This is a genomic window from Bacillus sp. DU-106 (assembly GCF_004799705.1).
In the GTDB taxonomy this organism is placed as follows: Bacteria; Bacillota; Bacilli; order Bacillales; family Bacillaceae_G; genus Bacillus_A; species Bacillus_A cereus.
This window is the reverse complement of record NZ_CP026607.1, coordinates 4,108,819-4,129,899: the sequence shown is the minus strand read 5'-3', so window position 1 is coordinate 4,129,899 and position 21,081 is coordinate 4,108,819. Positions and strand designations below refer to the sequence as shown.

Sequence of the window (21,081 nt, the reverse complement as noted above, 5' to 3'; positions counted from 1 at the left end):
AGAGAAGATGAGCGATTATATTGTAGTGAAATGCGGCGGTAGTATGTTGAATCAATTAAATGCTGTGTTTTTTGATTGTATAAAGAAATTGCAACAGAAGTATAAAGTAGTGATTGTTCATGGTGGTGGGCCAGAAATTGATGCCAAATTAAAAGATTGTAACATCAACGTAGAAAAAAGAGATGGATTACGCGTAACACCAAAAGAAGTTATGGATGTTGTTCAAATGGTGCTATGCGGAAGTACGAATAAAAAACTCGTAATGAATTTACAAAAGCATAATTTACTTGCTGTAGGTTGTTCAGGGTGTGACGGCAATTTACTTCAAGTTCAACCTGTCAGCGAGGAGATAGGATATGTGGGAGAAGTAAGTTATGTAGAAACAGCCTTATTAAAAGGATTAATAAATATGGGGTATATTCCTGTTATTGCTCCAATCGGGGTAAATGGTAATGAAATTTATAACATAAATGCGGACAATGCTGCAGCTGGGATTGCGGCCGCGTTAGGGGCAAAAGAGCTGATTTTTATTACGGATGTAGATGGAATATTACATGAAGGGAATTTGGTAAAGGAAACGGATGAATCTGAAATTGCTACTTTTATAGAAACAGGTGTTATTACAGGTGGGATGATTCCGAAAGTACAGGCGGCACTAGCATCATTAAAAATGGGAGTGCAAAAGATAAGTATTGTGAATGGTACAAAAGATTTTACTGAGGTTACGGGAGAGTGTATTGGAACGACGGTAACGAAAGGCGTGAGTATTGCATGACGAGTCATCTTTTTCAAACGTATGGCAGAAGAACTATTGAGTTTGTAAAGGGAACTGGAACGAAAGTTATTGATAATAACGGTAAGGAATATTTAGATTTCACATCAGGAATTGGCGTATGTAATTTAGGACATTGTCACCCTACTGTTCTCAAAGGTGTACAAGATCAACTTGATGATATATGGCATATATCTAACCTGTTTACAAACAGCTTACAAGAAGAAGTTGCGTCATTATTAACAGAAAGTAGAGCATTAGATTATGTGTTTTTCTGTAATAGTGGGGCAGAGGCAAATGAAGCGGCTTTAAAGTTAGCACGTAAGCATACTGGAAAATCTCTCGTCGTAACATGCCAGCAGTCTTTTCACGGTAGAACATTTGGAACGATGAGTGCAACAGGCCAAGATAAGGTAAAAGAAGGATTTGGTCCATTACTTCCATCTTTTTTACATATCCCTTTTAATGATATTAAAGCATTAGAGGAAGTAATGAATGAAGAAGTTGCGGCGGTAATGGTAGAAGTTGTTCAAGGAGAGGGAGGAGTAATACCTGCCGATCTATCTTTTTTGAAAGAGATTGAAACATTATGTAATAAGTTCGGTTCCTTATTTATTATAGACGAAGTACAAACGGGGATAGGAAGAACTGGAACACTATTCGCTTATGAACAAGTGCGAATAGAGCCTGATATCGTTACCGTTGCAAAGGCACTTGGGAATGGGGTTCCTGTCGGAGCGATGATTGGCCGGAAAGAGCTCGGAACGTCGTTTACTGCAGGATCACACGGTTCAACTTTTGGCGGGAATTACATCGCGATGGCTGCAGCGAAAGAAGTATTGCAAGTGAGTAAGAAACCATCGTTTTTAAAAGAAGTACAAGAAAAGGGCGAGTACGTATTAGAGAAGTTGCAAGAGGAATTACAGCATGTCGAATGTATTCAAAATATACGTGGTAAGGGGCTTATGATTGGGATTGAGTGTAAGCATGAAGTTGCAAGTTTTATAGAACAACTAGAAAACGAAGGGCTTCTCGTATTACAAGCAGGCCCTAATGTTATAAGACTATTACCGCCACTCATTGTCACGAATGAAGAGTTAGAACAGGCAGTATATATAATAAAAAAAGTAGTTTGTACAAAAAACGTATCAATCATATAAGGGGGAAGTTTCATGTCAACTGTACAAGTACCGAAATTAAATACGAAAGATCTTTTAACACTAGAAGAATTAACGAAAGAAGAAATTATTTCTTTAATTGAGTTCGCTATATATTTAAAAAAGAATAAGCAAGAGCCTTTATTACAAGGAAAAATATTAGGGCTTATTTTTGATAAGCATTCAACTCGTACTCGTGTATCTTTTGAAGCGGGAATGGTACAACTCGGGGGACATGGTATGTTTTTAAGTGGAAAAGAGATGCAAATGGGAAGAGGAGAAACTGTTTCAGATACTGCGAAAGTATTATCGCAGTATATTGACGGGATTATGATACGTACATTCTCGCACGCGGATGTAGAAGAGCTTGCAAAAGAATCAAGTATTCCTGTTATTAACGGTTTAACGGATGATCATCATCCTTGTCAAGCATTGGCAGACCTCATGACGATATATGAAGAAACAAATACATTTAAAGGAATAAAATTGGCTTACGTAGGTGACGGAAATAATGTATGTCATTCATTGTTGCTAGCGAGTGCAAAAGTCGGAATGCATATGACTGTTGCAACGCCTGTAGGATATGAACCGAATGAAGAGATTGTAAAAAAAGCGTTAGCGATTGCCAAGGAAACAGGAGCTGAGATTGAAGTTTTACATAATCCTGAATTAGCGGTGAATGAAGCAGATTTCATTTATACTGACGTTTGGATGAGCATGGGGCAAGAGGGCGAAGAAGAGAAATATTCTTTATTTCAACCTTACCAAATCAATAACGAACTTGCTAAGCATGCGAAGCAAACATATCGTTTCTTACACTGTTTACCTGCCCATCGTGAAGAAGAAGTAACAGGAGAAATTATAGATGGACCGCAGTCTATCGTCTTTGAGCAAGCTGGTAATCGATTGCATGCTCAAAAAGCGTTATTAGTGAGTTTATTTAAAAATGTAGAAGAGCCTTCCTAAAAGGGAGGTTTTTTTATATTAAAATGTCATATGTATATTTAGTTAACCATTTCGATATCATTTATAATAAAAGAGAAAACTAAATTTGTTTTTCAGAGTGTGTAAGGACATACTACATATAAAAATATAGTTAAAGAGATGATGAGGGTGAAAACAACTAAGAAAACATATTCGTTTTTTCAGCGGATGTGGAGAATATTAAAGTTTCAATATTATAAGTTGCTTCGATCGCCAGAAGGCGCAAAGAAAGTATCGTTAGGGTTTGCTATAGGATTCGGCTTAGAAATGTTAGTCATTTATACGGCATCGCTCGTATATGTAATATTTTATCCAATCGTCAGGTTAGCAAAGGGATCTTTTCCTGCGGCAGTTATTGGCAATATTATTGGGAAAATATCGTTTCTCCCAGTATTTTTATTTCCGCTTGCGTATGCGCTAGGAAAAATGATTTATCCATTTCATGTACAGAAAATTCATCATGAACCATTTACGATATCGGACTTGTTTTCAAGTCACATTTTTACGATATTAAAGAGCTTATTACAAAGTGAAGTGTATGTATTAATTGGAATGACGATTTTAGGAGTTGTGTTTGGTCTCATTTCGTATTTCGTTGTGCATTATTTATACGAAAAGAACCGTAAGTTACGCTTGAAGAAAAGGAAGAAACGAGTGAGAGAACCACTTGTACAATTATAAACAATGTCACATCCATTTTCTCCTTTGAATATGTTTAAGAAAAAGGAGGAGAGGATAATGTATTATTATTACGTACCTCAAGTATATCCATATGTAAATTATTATCCGGTTTATGATACGAGTAGACAATACGAATTATATCGGCAACAACAATTACAGCAATTATCACAAATACCACAATTACCACAACAACAGCCTACACAGGAAAAAAAACCATATTTAACAACATGGCCATATTCCAATGTGTACTATGGTAACTATTACGAATCATAAAGCTGCTTCTATTTAGAAGCAGCTTTATACGTTTGTTTTCAAAATTAAATTTTGAATGGTTTGAAGAGAATGAATGAGCTTTTCGCGCTCTTCCTCAGATAATGTTTGGAAATTTTCTTTTAGTTTGTCTAAAATGAATTGCTGATACTGATTTACTAATAATTTCCCTTCAGCTGTTAGGGAAATTAAAATGACCCGTCGATCTTTTTCGCTATAATGACGCTCTATTAGTTCTTCTTGAATAAGTTTGTTTAATAGAGGTGTCATGTTAGGCCGTGAAATCGCTAGCCGCTTGCCGATTTCGGAAACTGCTAATGTGCCGTTTTCATGCAAAAGCAGTAATACTTGTGTATGTGATGGCGGCATATGTCTTTGAGAAGAAAATTCTCCAGGAAGCATAAATTTGCGATAAAAAAGAGGCACTAGCGAAAGAAGATGATCAACAATACGTTCCCACTCGCGTGATTCCATATAAAGGCCCCCTTCCACTATCATTGTAACAAAAAAGACATGTTATAAAAATAGAATTGTTTCATGGGAATTTTAATATTTGTAGGCCAACACTTTTTTTGTAAATGAATCGGCAATAATCGTATAGCCTTTATCATTTGGGTGTACTTGGTCAAAGAGCAATTCTTTTTTATCATTCGATATTAATTTACGAATTGGCAAAACGATAGATGGTTGATTCACTTTTGCAATGGAATAAACGGATTCATTCCAGCCGTCTAAAAACATATCTGCATAACTTGCGATGGAGTCATCGAGTTGTAACGGGTTATAGAGTTCAGAAAGAATGAGTAAAGCATCCGGATTTTGATCTCGGACTGTCTTTACAATATTTTTTACATCCGCTTCAAAATGAGCTTTTTCTTTATTTAACATTTTAATACCGTCTATAACACCGACATCACGATTTAAGCGAAATAAATTATTTCCCCCAATATTAATTGTAATGATATTTGCTGCTCTAATTTTTTGCTTTACATCTTCTGATTGAACTTTTTTAGCGAGACGATCTGTTGTAAGACCGTTTATCCCAAGGTTTTCTACAGTAATTGGTTTATGAATTTGTGCTTCTATTTGTTTAGAGGCTAATTCAGCAAATCCACCTTGTGTTGATCCATATCCTTTGGCGAGCGAATCACCTAGTACGAGATGATAAAAGGAATCGTTTGTTTGCTTATCAATCCAACTTGGAGTAGATGTTTTTTCTGTTTTTTCTTCGGGTTCATTTTGTTTTGTCTCGTCGTTCTTTTCAAAATAAGAATAAGAAATGATCAGAAGGAGGAGACAAACAATTGTTAAGATGACTTTTTTCATAAATTCATCCTCCTTGTAATTGGTAATTGTATCATATTCAGCAGTATTAGCAATGTAAGGGCATATTATATGTTTATGAAAAGTTTATAATAACTTTACAGAAAATTTGTTGAAGTTTGTCAAAAAATATTGACGATAGGAAAGAACTTTATATATGATAATGTCAGATAAGGTGAAATTTTAATTAGTGGGAGCTTTATTTCCTATTAATTGTTAGTCTTCATCAATCGGGCGTTTAAGGGGACTACTCGTTAGCGCAGGGTGAAATGAAAATTGTGTCTCTAATAGAAGAAAAAAGGTATGTGGTTAGAGACAGATAGGGATTCATTTCATTATTTCTGGTAATTGTATAAGGGGGATTTTTTGTGAAAAAGTCAAAAAAAATGCTAGCTGGAGCAACTCTTGCGATTGGTGTTATAGCACCGCAAGTAATGCCAACAACAGCTCATGCAGATGAGAACGCTGGGGAGAGTACAGTTAACTTACGAATTCTAGAAACATCAGATATTCACGTTAACTTAATGAATTACGATTATTATCAAACGAAAACAGATAATAAAGTAGGTCTCGTACAAACGGCAACACTCGTTAATAAAGCACGTGAAGAAGCGAAAAACTCTGTCCTATTTGATGATGGAGATGCATTACAAGGGACACCGCTTGGAGATTATGTAGCAAATAAAATAAAAGATCCGAAGAATCCTGTGGATCCTAGTTATACACATCCATTATATCGTGTAATGAATTTAATGAAGTATGACGTCATCTCTCTTGGGAATCATGAATTTAACTACGGTTTAGACTATTTAAACAAAGTGATTGAAAAAACGGATTTCCCGGTTATTAACTCCAATGTATATAAAGATGACCATGATGATAAGGAAGAGAACGATGAAAATTATTTTAAACCATATCATATTTTAAAGAAAGAAGTAGTGGATGAAGCAGGCCAAAAACAAATAGTGAAAATTGGTGTAATGGGATTTGTTCCACCACAAATCATGAACTGGGATAAAGCGAATTTAGAAGGAAAAGTAAAAGCGAAAGACATCGTCGCAACAGCAAAAATAATGGTGAAAAAAATGCAAGATGAGGGTGCAGATATTATCGTTGCATTGGCTCATTCAGGCGTCGATAAGAGCGAATATAAAGAAGCGAATAAAATGGAAAATGCATCATATCATTTAGCAACACAAGTTCCTGGCGTAGATGCAGTATTAATGGGACATTCACATACTGAAGTGCAGGATGTATTTAATGGTGTTCCAGTTGTAATGCCGGGTGTTTTTGGTAGTAACTTAGGTATTATTGATATGCAATTGAAAAAGGTAAACGGAAAATGGGAAGTGCAAAAAGATCAATCTAAGCCACAACTTCGCCCGATTGCTAATAGTAAAGGTACCCCATTAGTAGAATCTGATCAAAAATTAGTTAATGAAATTAAAGATGAACATGAAAAGACAATCGAATATGTAAATACACATGTAGGTGAAACGAAAGCACCAATTAATAGTTATTTTTCATTAGTACAAGATGATCCTTCCGTACAAATTGTGACCAATGCGCAAAAATGGTATGTAGAACAAGAACTTAAAAAACCAGAGTACGAAAAGATTAAAGATATTCCGGTTTTATCTGCAGGCGCACCATTTAAAGCAGGTGGCCGAAACGGTGCTACATATTATACGGATATTCCAGCTGGAACGTTAGCGATTAAAAACGTTGCAGATTTATATGTATATCCAAATACGTTATATGCTGTAAAAGTAAATGGGGCACAAGTGAAAGAATGGCTTGAAATGTCTGCAGGTCAGTTTAATCAAATTGATCCAAAGAAAACAGAAGAACAGCCGTTAGTAAATATAGGGTATCCTACATATAACTTTGATATTTTAGATGGCTTAAAATACGAAATTGATGTAACACAACCGGCGAAATACGATAAAGATGGAAAAGTTGTAAATGCAAATACGAATCGTATTGTAAATATGACATATGAAGGTAAGCCAGTAGCTGACAAGCAAGAGTTCATCGTCGCTACAAATAACTATCGTGGAAGTAGCCAAACGTTCCCAGGTGTAAGTAAAGGGGAAGTTGTATACCAATCACAAGATGAAACACGTCAAATCATTGTGAAGTATATGCAAAAAATAAAAGATATTGATCCAGCAGCTGATCAAAATTGGACATTTAAACCGATTGTTGCAGATAAATTAAATACAACATTTGATTCTTCACCAAATGCACAAAAGTATATAAAGAAAGATGGAAAGATTTCATATGTTGGACCATCTGAAAATGAATTTGCGAAATATGCAATTGATATAACGAAGAAAAATGATGATAAAGAAACTGGTGAAGGAAACCCAACAACACCGCCAACAGGTGGTGGAGAAAATCCGACGACACCACCAAAAGGTGATGGAGAAAACCCAACAACACCGCCAACAGAAGAAGGTAATAATGGTAATGAACCAAAGCAAGATGGAAACAATACTGGATCTGGACAAACTACAACAGATGATCAAAATACAAAAGAAACAACAACTGTAAGTGAAAATAAAGAAGCTGAAAAAGATGAACGTGATTTACCGAAAACAGGTGCAAGTATTGCTTCTACAATTGGAGCTGGTCTTGCGTTTGTTGGAGCGGGATTACTTCTGTTATTTAGAAGAAAGAAAGCGAATAGATAGTCAAGAAATATAAAAAGGATTACCGATTTGGTAATCCTTTTTGTTATATTATGAAACTGGTACTGCTTTTTCTTTTTTCCATGAAAGACCGAATCCAGTAAAGCCGACAATAATGGTTACGACTGGACATGCTAAACAGAAGATTGCGTATGGCAAGTAATCGAATGTTGGAACGCTAAGAACGTTTGTTAAGAATACGCCACTTACACCCCATGGTACGAGTGGATTAATTACTGTACCAGCATCTTCTAATACTCGTGATAAATTACGACGTTCTAAACCGACTTCATCGTATTTATTAGCAAATGCTTGTCCTGTTAAAACGATGGATAAGTACTGCTCACCAAGTAAGAAGTTTACACCAATTGCAGTTGAAGCAGTAGAAATAATTAAGCGTGTACTAGTTTTTACGAAGCTAGAGATAATATTCATCAGCTGCGCTATAATACCCATTCCTTGTAATAATCCTCCCATACAAAGAGCTAGGAAAATAAGAGCAATTGACATCATCATACTTTGCAGGCCACCGCGAGATAATAAGCTGTCAATGTCTTTGATACCAGTTTTAGAAACGTAACCGTCTTGCATAATTTTTATTAAATCAGCTAAAGAAGTGCTAGGTTTAAAAATAAAGAGAATAATAATCCCTACCACAATTCCTGCAAGTAATGTTGGAACTGCGGGTACCTTTTTAAATGCGAATAGGAACAGTAATAAAATAGGAATCAGTGTAACGATAGAAATCGTTGCATTTTTTTCTAGTGTGTTAATAAATGCTGAGAAATCAACGTTTCCACCAGATCCGCTTCCTAAAATGAAAAATGCGATAAAAGCAATAATGAAAGCTGGCACTGTTGTCCAAAGCATGTTACGAATATGTTCAAATAAATCTACACCTGTTACAGCAGGCGCTAAGTTTGTTGTATCAGATAAAGGAGACATTTTATCTCCGAAGAATGCACCAGAAATAATTGCACCAGCAATAAGAGCTGGATCGTATCCAAGGGCAGTACCCATTCCCATAAAGGCAAGTCCTACAGTTGCAGCAGTTGTAAAAGCACTACCGATACTCGTTCCAACAATTGCACAAACAACAAAAACAGTTGGAACGAAAATTTTTGGAGATACAAGTTGGAAGCCGTATACCATTAAAGTGGGAATAGTTCCAGCTGCAATCCAAACGCTAATTAATACGCCTACAAGTAAGAAAATAAATATAGATGGAATACCAGCTGAAATACTACTAATCATCCCTTTCTCCATAGTAGACCAAGAGATTCTCTTCAGGAATCCAAATGCTAATAAAAGAACGATACCAAATAAAATTGGAATGTGTGGTGAAACTTCTAATTGAATAACACTAAAACCAATACAGAAAAAGATAAAAATTGTTAAAAGAACAGACTCAATTTTTGAAACCATTGTTTTCCCCTCCTAAGTAATGTGAAATAGCTCTTTTTTATATAAAATTCGCCAATATTGTATATTTCCTTCTAAAATTTAGAATTTTGTGACAAATTACCGGTAATTGTTAGTCCTTCTATATGATACGGAAATGATTGGATAAAAAAACGTCCCTGCATATAATTATGCAGGGACGAAGAAATCGCGGTACCACCCTAGCTTGTGAAATGAATGCGTCACAAAATAAAGGGTCATATGATATGCGCTTATAAAATAAAAAACGCCCCTGCAATATATGCAGGGACGAAAAATTCGCGGTACCACCCTAAATTGTGAAACAGTGTCGTTTCACCACTCTTTAGACATAACGGTCTATAACCGTCTTTCACTACTCCTCACGTTTCGTAAAAGAAGCTCCAGGGGGTAATTCATAATTCGCTCTGTACTGGTTCGCACCGACCACCAGCTCTCTGAAATCAGAAATCGAAATACTACTAAATCCTATCAACGCCGATTCATATGATGTTAGTTAAATTTTTATCATATTTTCATCTTACATGTCAATAAAAATATTAAATGTTTTTTTAGGGAAATAAAGGATAATTGTTTTTAACGCTGTAAAAATGTACGTTATAATGAATTTGAAAGGGGGAGGAAAGAGTGAAGAAAAAAATAATTCTTTTTACCACTTTATTAGTTATTGGAGGAAGTGCTGGAATTTACACAGTTTTTGCGGCTGAATCAGAGCAGTTGAAACAAAAGCAAATACAACAGTCAGAAGTGAAGAAAGTAAAAGAAATAGAAGAGAAGAAATCAATGGAAAAAGCAGCAGAAAAACTAGGAGTTTCTACTGAGGGGAAAACAAAAGAAGAGGTTACGAAAGAAGTAAATACCGCTAGATTTGAGAAGCGTCATGATTTATTAATTGAGCACGCTAAGCAACTTGAAATTGATACAGAGGGGAAAAAAGATGAAGAAATTATTTTAGAAATTGGAAAGATACAGCATGGAAAGTAGAACAACTTATCGTAGGATAAGTTGTTCTTTTTTAAGAACTATTTGATTTTAAAATAATTGACAGTCATTCGGATTTAATGTTAACTATATTTATAAACAAGTTAACATTAGGGGTGACAATTGTGACAATAAATAGTAGAACGATTGAAAAATCATCTTATACATATGAAGAATTAGCAGAGAAAAATAAAGCTTACGTATGGCACCCATTTACACAAATGAAAGATTATTTAGAAGAAGATCCTGTCATTATTGAACGTGGAGAGGGAAGAAAACTATACGATGTAAATGGTAATGAATATTGGGATGGTGTTTCATCTATATGGTTAAATGTTCACGGACATCAAGTACCGGAATTAGATGAAGCAATTCGTGAGCAATTAAATAAAATTGCTCATTCTACTATGTTAGGACTTGCTAACGTTCCATCTATTTTATTAGCAGAAAAAATTATTGAGGTTGTACCAGATGGATTGAAGAAGGTATTCTATTCTGATTCAGGTTCTACCGCTGTTGAAATTGCAATTAAGATGGCTTTCCAATATTGGCAGCATAAAGGGAAACCAAAGAAACAAAGATTCGTTACATTAAAAGAAGCATATCATGGTGATACAATTGGAGCTGTTTCAGTAGGAGCAATAGACTTGTTTCACCAAGTGTATAGTTCGCTCTTATTTGATGCGATTAAAATGCCGTATCCATATACATATCGTTCTCCTTACGGAAATAATAAGGAGGAAATTGTAAAAATCCATTTAGAAGAAATGGAAGAATTGTTGAAAGAAAAGCATGAAGAAGTAGCTGCCATCATTGTAGAGCCATTAATGCAAGGTGCTGGCGGAATGATTACAATGCCAAAAGGATATTTAAAAGGACTGCGCGATTTATGTACAAAGTACAATGTATTATTTATTACAGATGAGGTAGCGACTGGATTTGGGCGTACAGGGAAAATGTTTGCGTGTGAACATGAAAATGTGACGCCAGACATTTTAACTGCTGGGAAAGGTTTAACAGGTGGATATTTACCAATTGCAGTTACGGTAACGACAGATGAAATATATAATGCCTTCTTAGGAGAATATGAAGAACAAAAAACATTTTTCCATGGACATAGCTACACAGGTAATCCGTTAGGGTGTGCCGTAGCAATCGCGAATCTAGAACTATATGAAAAAACAAATTTAATAGAAGAAGTGGCACGTAAAACGGATTATGTGACAGCGCAATTAGAAAAGCTCTTTGCGTATAAACATGTAGGTGATATTCGTCAGTGCGGATTAATGGTTGGTATTGAGCTTGTGAAGAATAAGAAAACGAAAGAAGCGTTTGACTGGACAGAAAGAGTCGGTGTTCAAGTATGTAAACGCTCAAGAGAGCTGGGTATGATTTTACGACCGCTAGGTAACACGATTGTATTTATGCCACCACTTGCTTCTACTTTTGAAGAAATTGATGATATGTTACGCATTTTATATAAGGCAATCTCGGATGTTACGGAGGGAGAATAATGAGTGGTTTTTTTATAACAGCAACAGATACTGAAGTGGGGAAAACTGTCGTTGCCGGTGCATTAGCCGGTGTATTTAGAGAATTGGGATATAACATCGGAGTATATAAACCGTTGCAAAGTGGGCATGTTGCATCAAACCCTGAGGGAGATGCGGCAAGGTTAAAAGCATTATCAGGTGTACCGACACCAGAAAATGAAATTTGCCCTTATTCTATTGAAGAACCACTTGCTCCGAGACTTGCCATGAAAAGAGCTGGAAGAGTAGTAAAGTTAAAAGAAATTACTGATTACTATAATGAACTATTAAAAGAGTTTAATAGCTTATTTGTAGAAGGGGCAGGTGGGCTTGCTGTCCCATATACAGAAGATGCTTTAGTAATTGATTTTGCAAAAGAATTACAGTTGCCTCTTATTGTAGTAGCTCGTCCTACATTAGGAACAGTAAATCATACAGTGTTAACGATTGCTTACGCAAAGGCGCATGGTTTAACCGTAGTGGGTGTCATTTTATCAGGTTGCAAAGAATGTGAAATGGAAAGAGTGCAAGAAAATAAAGAGATGATTGAAGAGCTGAGCGGGGTACCAGTTTTAGGATTATTGCCATTCTTTGCAGGTGAGTTTACGAAAGAAGAAGTATTAGAATCTGCAAAAGAACATATTATGATTTCAAAATTAGAGGAGTTTATCCAAAATGAATCAAACGTGGCGGGCGCACCTTCAATCTAAATTACAACAATTACATGAGCAAGGGCAGTATCGTGATTTATATGTAACAGAGAAGGCAGAAGAGACTTGGCTTATTCGAGATAAAAAAAGGATGTTAAATTTAGCGTCAAATAATTATTTAGGGTTAGCTGGAGATGAAAGGTTAAAAGAAGTTGCTATTGCCTGTACAAAAAGATATGGAACTGGAGCGACTGCCTCTCGTCTCGTTGTAGGAAATCATCCATTATATGAAGAGGTTGAGAGAAGCATATGTGACTGGAAAGGTACTGAAAGAGCTTTAATTGTAAATAGTGGATATACGGCAAATATAGGTGCCATATCTTCTTTAGCCTCTCGGCACGATATTGTTTTTAGTGATAAGTTAAATCACGCAAGTATTGTTGATGGAATCATATTAAGCGGGGCAGAGCATAAAAGGTATCGTCATAATGATTTGGATCATTTAGAGAAGTTGTTGAAAATGGCTTCGCCTGAAAAAAGGAAATTAATCGTAACAGATACCGTTTTTAGTATGGATGGTGATACTGCGTATTTGAGAGATTTAGTACAGCTGAAAGAGAAATACGGGGCAATCATTATAGTCGATGAAGCACATGCGAGTGGAATATATGGAATCGGCGGAGCTGGGTTATCTCATATAGAAAAAAATCTTGCTCAAAAAATTGATATACATATGGGGACGTTTAGCAAGGCTTTAGGGTGTTATGGTGCGTATTTGACAGGTGATGAAATTTATATAGAGTATTTACAAAATATGATGAGAAGCTTTATTTTTACTACAGCTTTACCACCAAGTACGTTAGGAGCGGTGCAAAAAGCAATTGAAATTGTAAAAGAAGATAACGAAAGAAGAGAGAACCTTATAGCAAACGGAGAATACTTCAGAACTAAATTAAGGGATGCTGGTTTTGATATTGGGAATAGTTCAACTCATATTGTACCGATTGTAGTCGGTTCAAATGAACATGCTTTACGGTTTAGTAAAAGGTTGCAAGAGGCAGGGATTGCGGCTATTGCAATTCGTCCGCCAACTGTGCCGGTTCATAGTTCTCGAATTCGCTTTGCAGTTACATCGCAACATACAATAGCTGATTTAAAATGGGCTATTGACCGAATTATCCACATTGCGAAAGAAGAGGAGCTTTTCGTATGAATGAGCTAAAGATTATTTTTATCCCCGGATGGGGAATGGAAGAGAATATTTGGGATTTAGTACTTCCGTATTTTAAAGGATATTCTGTTCAATGCATAGATTGGCGTAATGTGAAAGAACGAAGTGAATTTGCGGACCGAATTATAGATGTAGCGCATAATGACAACGTAATATTGGTTGGATGGTCACTAGGAGCGTTAGCAGCAGTTGAAGCTTATAAAAAGATTCAGGCAAAAGGCATCGTATTAATTGGTGGTACTGCTAAATTTACAAATACGAGCGATTACAGTAACGGATGGAATGCTTTGCATGTAGAACGGCTGAAAAGGAATTTGGCGAGAAGGAAAGAAGATACGCTCAAGCGGTTTTATGAAAATATGTTTACGAAAGATGAGCTAAAAGAGAATAAAAACTTTGAAGACATTGTAGACCGTTTTAAAGGTGATTCTATTCAGTCTTTACAACTAGGTTTGGATTATTTAATAGAAACAGATATGAGAGAAGAACTAAAAGAAATTAAAGTACCTATACTACTTATTCACGGAGAACAGGATGTAATATGCCCATTGTCTGCGGCACGTAGTATGACGGAAAATAGCAGCAGCGAGCTGAAAGTAGTAAGTGAAGCAGGGCATGCATTATGTGTGACAAATTTTGAATATTGCGCAAATGAGATAATTCAATTTGTAGAGGGGATACGACATGATCAACAAAACGTTACTACAAAAACGGTTTAATGGGGCAGCCGTATCTTACGATCGATATGCAAATGTACAAAAAAAGATGGCACATTCATTACTTTCAATCTTAAAGGAACGATATAGTGAAACGGCATCAATACGTATTTTAGAACTGGGATGCGGGACGGGGTATGTAACAGAGCAATTATCAAAGTTATTTCCGAAAGCACATATTACAGCAGTTGATTTTGCTGAAAGTATGATTGCGATTGCGCAAACTAGACAAAATGTAAAAAATGTAACGTTTCACTGTGAAGATATTGAGCGATTACGATTAGAAGAATCATATGATGTCATTATTTCAAATGCTACATTTCAATGGTTAAATAATTTACAACAAGTGTTAAGAAATTTATTTCAACATTTGTCTATAGATGGGATATTACTCTTTTCAACGTTTGGACATGAAACGTTTCAAGAATTGCATGCTTCGTTCCAACGTGCGAAAGAAGAAAGAAATATAAAAAATGAAACATCGATTGGTCAACGTTTTTATTCAAAAGATCAGTTGCTTCATATATGTAAGATAGAAACAGGGGATGTGCATGTTTCTGAAACATGTTACATAGAGAGTTTTACAGAAGTTAAGGAGTTTCTGCATTCTATTCGAAAAGTAGGAGCAACTAATAGCAATGAAGGATCATATTGTCAAAGTCCCTCACTCTTTCGTGCGATGCTACGCATATACGAAAGAGACTTCACGGGAAATGAAGGGATAATGGCAACGTATCATGCTTTATTTATACATATAACAAAAGAGGGGAAGAGATGAAATGAAACAAGTACAAACAAAAAGGGATTGGAAAAAACTTGCATACGACGTAGTGGAAGAGAAGATGATTACGAAAGAAGATGCAATAGCGATATTAGAAGCTGATGATACCGAAGTTTTAGAAATTATGAATGCGGCTTACATTATTCGCCATCATCACTTTGGTAAGAAAGTAAAATTGAATATGATTATTAATACGAAATCTGGATTATGTCCTGAAGATTGTGGATATTGCTCACAGTCTATTATTTCAGAAGCACCGATTGATAAATATGCATGGTTAACGCAGGAGAAGATTGTAGAAGGGGCACATGAAGCAATACGCCGTAAAGCAGGTACATATTGTATTGTAGCGTCTGGTCGTCGTCCGACGGATAAAGAGGTAAATCACGTAATTGGAGCAGTTAAGGAAATTCGTGAAACGACAGACTTGAAGATTTGTTGTTGTTTAGGTTTCTTAAATGAAGATCAAGCAGGACGTTTAGCGGAAGCAGGCGTGCATCGTTATAACCACAACTTAAATACACATGCAAATAATTACGATAGTATTTGTTCAACTCATACGTATGATGATCGTGTTGATACAGTTCAAAAAGCAAAACAAGCGGGCATTTCCCCATGCTCGGGAGCGATTTTTGGCATGGGAGAAACAATTGAAGAGCGTGCTGAAATTGCATTTGAATTACAACGTATAGATGCAGATTCTATCCCTTGTAATTTCCTTGTTGCTGTAAAGGGGACACCTCTTGAAGGACAAAAAGAGTTAACTCCAGTAGAATGTTTAAAAGTACTGGCAATGATGCGTTTTGTAAACCCAACAAAAGAAATTCGTATTTCAGGAGGACGTGAAATCAATTTACGTTCTGTACAGCCAATCGGTTTATTTGCAGCAAACTCTATTTTTGTCGGGGACTACTTAACGACAGCTGGACAAGAGCCGACTGCGGACTGGGGTATGATTGCAGATTTAGGATTTGAGATTGAAGAATGTGCATTATAAGATAGATGAAAAAGCAAACTTGTAAAAGGGTTTGCTTTTTTTGTAAATAAAATGTAATAAATAGTTGTAAACGCTTGATATTATTGGTTTTTAAGCGAAAAAAAGAATTTTTGTGGACGAATTTTCCAAGCCCTAGTTGTACATAGTAAATATGTAATTTATATTGGGTTGGAGGATTTTACATGTACAAATACATATTAGCGATTATGACTTGTTTAATTTTAATAAAAGCAATAAGTTCTGATCCAGTTAAGGCTGCTGAAAATCCTGAACAAAAAGAAATGCAACAAAGAATCGAACAACACTTTCGAACGAAAGCTGAACATTTTGGATTGAAAACGGAAGGAAAAGATTTAAAGGAAGTTAGAAAAGAAATTACTATTATAGAAGAAGCGAAAAAAAGAGAGAATGTATGGAGAACGGCACAAGCTCTTCATATAAAAACAGAAGGAAAAACGATGAATGAATTAATAAAAGATGTACAAAAAAAGGTGAAAAAATAAAAAGAGGCCGCAGCCTCTTTTTTTATGCCCATTGTTTTGATAAGTGAGCCATTTCAATTGCAGCAACAGCTGATTCATATCCTTTATTACCAGCTTTCGTACCTGCGCGTTCAATCGCTTGTTCAATTGTTTCTGTCGTTAATACGCCGAAAATAACTGGGATGTCCATTTGTAGTGGTAAAGACGCAACACCTTTTGCTACTTCATTACAAACGTAATCGTAGTGAGTTGTAGCACCTCGGATTACAGTACCTAATGTAATAACAGCATCATACTTTCCGCTACTAGCCATCTTTTTAGCGATTAAAGGAATTTCAAATGCACCAGGAACCCAAGCAACATCAATATCATTTTCTTCTACACCGTGACGCTTTAACCCGTCTAAAGCGCCGCCAAGTAACTTACTTGTAATAAATTCGTTAAAACGTCCAACAACAACTCCAACTTTTAATCCTGTACCAACTAAATGACCTTCGAATACCATAATAAATCTCTCCTTTAATTATAAGTTTAGTAAGTGTCCTAATTTGTTTACTTTCGTTTGTAAATACGATTTATTCTCTTCTTTTGCTGGCATTTGCAACGGTACACGCTCGACTACTTCTAAATCGTAACCTTGTAAGCCAGCAATTTTTCTTGGGTTATTCGTTAATAATCGTAAACTCTGTAAACCTAAATCTTTTAATATTTGAGCACCGATACCGTAATCACGAAGATCAGCAGGGAAGCCGAGTTTTTCATTTGCTTCTACAGTATCAAATCCTTCTTCTTGTAATTTATAAGCACGAAGCTTATTAAGAAGCCCAATGCCTCTTCCTTCTTGCCTCATATAAAGAAGAACACCTTTTCCTTCACGCTCAATTTGAGCAAGTGCTGCATGGAGTTGTGGTCCGCAATCGCAGCGATGTGAACCGAATACATCTCCTGTTAAGCATTCAGAATGAACACGTACAAGTACCGGTTCACCTGTTGAAATATCACCTTTTACAAGTGCGATATGTTCTTTCGTATCTAATGAGTTAGAATAGCCAATTGCGTGGAAAGTACCGAAATCTGTAGGTAATGTAATTTCCACTTCTCTCGTCACAAGTGTTTCATGATGGCGGCGGTAAGCAATTAAATCTTCTATTGTAATCATTTTTATATCAAATTGTTTTGCGCATTCTATTAAATCAGGTACACGTGCCATCGTGCCGTCCTCATTTATAATCTCGCAAATAACTCCAGCTGGTTCGGCACCGCATAGCTTTGCTAAATCAACAGCAGCTTCTGTATGACCTGCACGACGCAGGACACCGCCTTCTTTCGCAATTAATGGAAAGATATGTCCAGGTCGATTGAAATCAGCACCTTTTGATGCGGGGTTTAACAATTCTTGTATCGTAGTTGCACGTTCGTGAGCGCTAATCCCTGTTGTTGTAGAGACATGGTCAATGCTCACTGTAAACGCAGTATGATGTGAATCTGTATTATGAGATACCATTGGTTCTAATTGTAGACGTTCTGCGTACCCTTCCGTAATCGGTACACAAACGAGACCACGGCCATGTGTAATCATAAAATTAATTGTTTCTGGTGTAATGTACTCTGCTAAAGCAATAAAATCGCCTTCATTTTCTCGGTTTTCATCATCACATACGATAACGACTTTACCTTTTTTTAAATCTTCTAGAGCTTCTTCAATACGATGAAACATTGTGCTTCCCCCTTATAGAAATCCGTTTTCTTGTAAAAAGCTTTCGGTCATTGAACCTACTCGTTTTGTAGGTTTAGTAATAAAGCGTTCAATATATTTACCAATCATGTCACACTCAATGTTTACGATATCTCCGGCATTTTTTGCTCCAATGACAGATTCGCTTACTGTGTGCGGGATGAGTGAAATCGTTATGGAAGATTCGTCTATATCAAATATCGTTAAACTCGTTCCATCAACAGCAATGGACCCTTTCTGCAAACAATAGCGCAGTAGTTCATCAGAAATTGCTATTTTGTAATAGACGGCATTGTAATGTTGTTTTTTATTTAAAATCGTTCCGATTCCATCAATATGTCCTGAAACGAAATGTCCACCGAATCGTCCGTTTGCAGCCATTGCGCGCTCTAAATTTACTTTAGAGTGCGGTTTAAGCATGCGAAGTGATGTCGACTGCATCGTTTCAGGCATTGCATCAACTGTAAATGAAGTAGTTGTAAAGCTTGTTACAGTTAAGCAAATACCGTTAACCGCGATACTATCACCTAAGTGAACATCTGATAAAATTTTTTTTGCATGAATCGTTAATTTCATCGCTTCTCCGCTTTGTTGCATGTTTGCTATCGTTCCTAATTCTTCTACAATTCCTGTAAACATTTCGTCACCTTGTTTCGGGCATTCGCAACGATTTTTATATCATCACCAATTTGTTTCATCTCTTGAATTTTCAAGGAAAGCGCATTTTGTAATTTTGAAAAACCATTTCCTCCAAATAAAGTAGGAGCATCTTTCCCACCAATTAATTTCGGACTTATATAGGTTACAATTTCATTAAAATTGTTTGTTTTTAAGAAACTTGCATGAATCGATTGGCCACCTTCAACGAATAGAGAAAGAATTTGTTTCTCTCCAAGAAAGGAAAGAAGGTCCTCGATTTCTATATGTTTCGTTTCCATTTGGAATATAGCTATATTTTTAGATTCATAAGAAGATATCTTCTCTTCCTTTACATCCTTACCGACAATAATCCATGTCGGTGCTAAACCATCTGTTATAACATGAGAAGATGGTGGCGTTCGTAAATGGGTATCTAAAACAACGCGAATAGGATGTTTCCCACCATTTGGAATTCTTGTTGTTAAATGAGGATTATCAGCTATAACTGTATTCACTCCAACAAGAATTGCATCATGTGTATGGCGATATTGGTGAACATCAGCACGTGCTTCTTCACCTGTAATCCACTTACTTTCACCAGTTACAGTTGCTGTTTTTCCATCTAAGCTCATCGCTGTTTTGATTGTTACAAAAGGGCGCTTCGTTTTCATGTAGTGAAAAAAGTAGCGATTTAATAAAACTGCTTCTGCTTCAAGAACACCGGTCGTTACTTCAATTCTAGCTTCCTCTAATCTTCTTTTTCCGTTACCAGAAACGAGCGGATTACAATCGAGAGTAGCAATTACAACACGCTTAACTCCTTTTTCGATGAGCAATTCACAACAAGGTGGTGTTTTTCCAAAGTGGCTACACGGTTCCAGTGTTACATAAACGGTAGCGTCTTTGGCGTTCTGACCAGCCATTTGAAGGGCATGAACTTCTGCGTGTTCTTCACCAGCTCGTAAATGAGCCCCCATACCAACGATGTTTCCATCTTTTACAACAACAGCACCAACCATAGGATTTGGACTTGTTTGTCCTGATGTCCCTTCTGCTAACTGCAGGGCAATCCTCATATATTCTTGATCTGTCATTTTCTTCACCTCTCCTAAAAAAATCAAAAAACCCCAAGGATTTAATATCCTTGGGGTTTGGGAGACGTGATTTCTAGAAATATAGTTTGAATACGAAAGCATAGGAAAGAAACCTAACGATAATTGATATTTCTGCATAAGGAAAAAACCTAGCAAAATATCAAATTTTTAAACGCTAGTTGTCTCTTTTTATTTCAGCATAAAAAATAAGTATAGAAAATTAAACATATATAAAGAATCAAAATGAATCTTTAAAAATATGCATACTGAAATAAAAGTGTATTCACTATATAAAAAACTAGAAACATATCCTTCTCCCATCCAGACTATACTGTCGGCCCTAGAGTTTCACTAGATCCACCGTTTTCGAGTTGAAAACGGGTCACGGACTTAGAAGTTTTCACTTCATCACCGCCGGTTGGGAATTTCACCCGACCCCGAAGGATGCTGTTTGCTCAAATTATAGCACAAAAAAAATAAAAGGCTAGTAAAAAATATTCGAATGTGAAGAATTGTGTGAAAATATATGCAGGCTGGAATGGAAATAAAAGTATTAGAAATGTTGTAAGGAGAAGGGATATAACGGAGTTGCTAAAAAGAAAAAACATGCACAAAAAAATGTGCATGTCACATGTAAAATTATTCTGCCTCTGGTGCTCTAACAACAGATTCGAATTTACCTTTATGCGAAGCGTCGCAATAAGGCATATTTTTTGATAAACCACAACGGCATAAAGAAAATGCCGGTTTTGCTGGGAATACATTCCCTTGTGAGTCGACTAATTCCACGTCCCCTGTAACGCGAAAAGAGCCATTATCATTTACTTTAATTTGTACTTTTGCCAACGTTATCCCTCCTTCCCAAACGCTTAATTTCATCATATAATCAAGGGAAGTGCTTGACAATATAAAAAGAGCACTTT

The 21,081-nt window shown here is 36.1% G+C and carries 22 protein-coding genes, 1 riboswitch and 1 other annotated feature; of the genes, 14 read left to right on the top strand and 8 right to left on the bottom strand.

The window, feature by feature from the left end; all coding sequences use genetic code 11:
* The first annotated feature begins 7 nt into the window (after positions 1-7).
* The 5 genes from argB (at position 8) to C3Y97_RS20865 (ending at position 3,867) form a co-directional block, all read left to right on the top strand.
* Positions 8-775 carry an acetylglutamate kinase gene (gene argB / locus C3Y97_RS20885; protein WP_001286792.1) on the top strand — a complete coding sequence of 256 codons (768 nt, stop codon included), beginning with the start codon at positions 8-10 and terminating at the stop codon, positions 773-775.
* Complete coding sequence (locus tag C3Y97_RS20880) at positions 772-1,932, top strand: acetylornithine transaminase (protein ID WP_000200551.1); 1,161 nt, start codon at positions 772-774, stop codon at positions 1,930-1,932. Before argB ends, C3Y97_RS20880 begins: the two co-directional genes overlap by 4 nt.
* Before the next feature lie 12 nt (positions 1,933-1,944).
* The gene (gene argF / locus C3Y97_RS20875; RefSeq protein WP_000108864.1) at positions 1,945-2,895 is read left to right on the top strand and encodes an ornithine carbamoyltransferase; all 951 of its coding nucleotides are present in this window, start codon (positions 1,945-1,947) and stop codon (positions 2,893-2,895) included.
* 138 nt (positions 2,896-3,033) lie between these two features.
* Complete coding sequence (locus C3Y97_RS20870) at positions 3,034-3,594, top strand: DUF2062 domain-containing protein (protein WP_002005691.1); 561 nt, start codon at positions 3,034-3,036, stop codon at positions 3,592-3,594.
* A gap of 57 nt (positions 3,595-3,651) precedes the next feature.
* Complete coding sequence (locus C3Y97_RS20865) at positions 3,652-3,867, top strand: hypothetical protein (protein ID WP_000291956.1); 216 nt, start codon at positions 3,652-3,654, stop codon at positions 3,865-3,867.
* 24 nt (positions 3,868-3,891) lie between these two features.
* Here the strand turns inward: C3Y97_RS20865 and C3Y97_RS20860 are convergent, their stop codons facing one another.
* Entirely contained in the window at positions 3,892-4,338 is a 447-nt protein-coding gene (locus tag C3Y97_RS20860) for a MarR family winged helix-turn-helix transcriptional regulator (protein ID WP_000445819.1), read from the bottom strand.
* 72 nt (positions 4,339-4,410) lie between these two features.
* Positions 4,411-5,190, bottom strand: a complete 780-nt coding sequence (locus C3Y97_RS20855) for a GDSL-type esterase/lipase family protein (RefSeq protein ID WP_000755838.1) — start codon at positions 5,188-5,190, stop codon at positions 4,411-4,413.
* Positions 5,191-5,555: 365 nt separating this feature from the next.
* Here C3Y97_RS20855 and cpdB point away from each other — a divergent pair, with 365 nt between their 5' ends.
* Positions 5,556-7,883 (top strand): bifunctional 2',3'-cyclic-nucleotide 2'-phosphodiesterase/3'-nucleotidase, encoded by a 2,328-nt coding sequence (cpdB, locus tag C3Y97_RS20850; RefSeq protein ID WP_000748652.1) that lies wholly within the window; start codon positions 5,556-5,558, stop codon positions 7,881-7,883.
* Between the two features lie 48 nt (positions 7,884-7,931).
* On the opposite strand, the gene nhaC is transcribed toward cpdB, so the two are convergent.
* Positions 7,932-9,305 (bottom strand): Na+/H+ antiporter NhaC, encoded by a 1,374-nt coding sequence (gene nhaC, locus C3Y97_RS20845; RefSeq protein WP_000253736.1) that lies wholly within the window; start codon positions 9,303-9,305, stop codon positions 7,932-7,934.
* A 278-nt stretch (positions 9,306-9,583) separates the two neighbouring features.
* Positions 9,584-9,804 (bottom strand) — a binding site (T-box leader).
* A gap of 143 nt (positions 9,805-9,947) precedes the next feature.
* Between nhaC and C3Y97_RS20840 the strand changes: the two genes are divergently transcribed.
* The 8 genes from C3Y97_RS20840 (at position 9,948) to C3Y97_RS20805 (ending at position 16,711) form a co-directional block, all read left to right on the top strand.
* Complete coding sequence (locus C3Y97_RS20840) at positions 9,948-10,304, top strand: hypothetical protein (RefSeq protein WP_136363628.1); 357 nt, start codon at positions 9,948-9,950, stop codon at positions 10,302-10,304.
* 77 nt (positions 10,305-10,381) lie between these two features.
* On the top strand, positions 10,382-11,815 hold the full coding sequence (gene bioA / locus C3Y97_RS20835; protein WP_002041775.1) for an adenosylmethionine--8-amino-7-oxononanoate transaminase: 1,434 nt from the start codon (positions 10,382-10,384) through the stop codon (positions 11,813-11,815).
* Entirely contained in the window at positions 11,815-12,543 is a 729-nt protein-coding gene (gene bioD, locus C3Y97_RS20830) for a dethiobiotin synthase (protein WP_000012495.1), read from the top strand. The genes bioA and bioD overlap by 1 nt, the downstream gene beginning before the upstream one ends.
* Positions 12,509-13,696 carry an 8-amino-7-oxononanoate synthase gene (gene bioF / locus C3Y97_RS20825; RefSeq protein ID WP_001077297.1) on the top strand — a complete coding sequence of 396 codons (1,188 nt, stop codon included), beginning with the start codon at positions 12,509-12,511 and terminating at the stop codon, positions 13,694-13,696. Before bioD ends, bioF begins: the two co-directional genes overlap by 35 nt.
* The gene (locus tag C3Y97_RS20820; RefSeq protein WP_136363627.1) at positions 13,693-14,433 is read left to right on the top strand and encodes an alpha/beta fold hydrolase; all 741 of its coding nucleotides are present in this window, start codon (positions 13,693-13,695) and stop codon (positions 14,431-14,433) included. Before bioF ends, C3Y97_RS20820 begins: the two co-directional genes overlap by 4 nt.
* Positions 14,399-15,208, top strand: coding sequence for a malonyl-ACP O-methyltransferase BioC (bioC, locus tag C3Y97_RS20815; protein ID WP_000608911.1), 810 nt, complete (start codon positions 14,399-14,401; stop codon positions 15,206-15,208). Before C3Y97_RS20820 ends, bioC begins: the two co-directional genes overlap by 35 nt.
* 1 nt (position 15,209) lies before the next feature.
* Positions 15,210-16,208 (top strand): biotin synthase, encoded by a 999-nt coding sequence (bioB, locus tag C3Y97_RS20810; RefSeq protein WP_000815856.1) that lies wholly within the window; start codon positions 15,210-15,212, stop codon positions 16,206-16,208.
* 182 nt (positions 16,209-16,390) lie between these two features.
* The gene (locus C3Y97_RS20805; protein ID WP_000280032.1) at positions 16,391-16,711 is read left to right on the top strand and encodes a hypothetical protein; all 321 of its coding nucleotides are present in this window, start codon (positions 16,391-16,393) and stop codon (positions 16,709-16,711) included.
* Between the two features lie 22 nt (positions 16,712-16,733).
* On the opposite strand, the gene ribH is transcribed toward C3Y97_RS20805, so the two are convergent.
* The 5 genes from ribH to C3Y97_RS20780 all read right to left on the bottom strand — a co-directional run bounded on the left by ribH (position 16,734) and on the right by C3Y97_RS20780 (position 21,004).
* A complete protein-coding gene (ribH, locus tag C3Y97_RS20800) occupies positions 16,734-17,195 on the bottom strand; it encodes a 6,7-dimethyl-8-ribityllumazine synthase (RefSeq protein WP_136363626.1) in 462 nt (153 codons plus the stop codon).
* Positions 17,196-17,213: 18 nt separating this feature from the next.
* On the bottom strand, positions 17,214-18,407 hold the full coding sequence (gene ribBA, locus C3Y97_RS20795; protein ID WP_000468976.1) for a bifunctional 3,4-dihydroxy-2-butanone 4-phosphate synthase/GTP cyclohydrolase II: 1,194 nt from the start codon (positions 18,405-18,407) through the stop codon (positions 17,214-17,216).
* A 12-nt stretch (positions 18,408-18,419) separates the two neighbouring features.
* Complete coding sequence (ribE, locus tag C3Y97_RS20790) at positions 18,420-19,064, bottom strand: riboflavin synthase subunit alpha (protein WP_000493908.1); 645 nt, start codon at positions 19,062-19,064, stop codon at positions 18,420-18,422.
* Complete coding sequence (gene ribD, locus C3Y97_RS20785) at positions 19,046-20,158, bottom strand: bifunctional diaminohydroxyphosphoribosylaminopyrimidine deaminase/5-amino-6-(5-phosphoribosylamino)uracil reductase RibD (RefSeq protein ID WP_136363625.1); 1,113 nt, start codon at positions 20,156-20,158, stop codon at positions 19,046-19,048. The genes ribE and ribD overlap by 19 nt, the downstream gene beginning before the upstream one ends.
* Positions 20,159-20,463: 305 nt before the next feature.
* Positions 20,464-20,607, bottom strand: a riboswitch (FMN riboswitch).
* 190 nt (positions 20,608-20,797) lie between these two features.
* Positions 20,798-21,004 (bottom strand): CDGSH iron-sulfur domain-containing protein, encoded by a 207-nt coding sequence (locus C3Y97_RS20780; RefSeq protein WP_001151582.1) that lies wholly within the window; start codon positions 21,002-21,004, stop codon positions 20,798-20,800.
* Between the last annotated feature and the right edge of the window lie 77 nt (positions 21,005-21,081).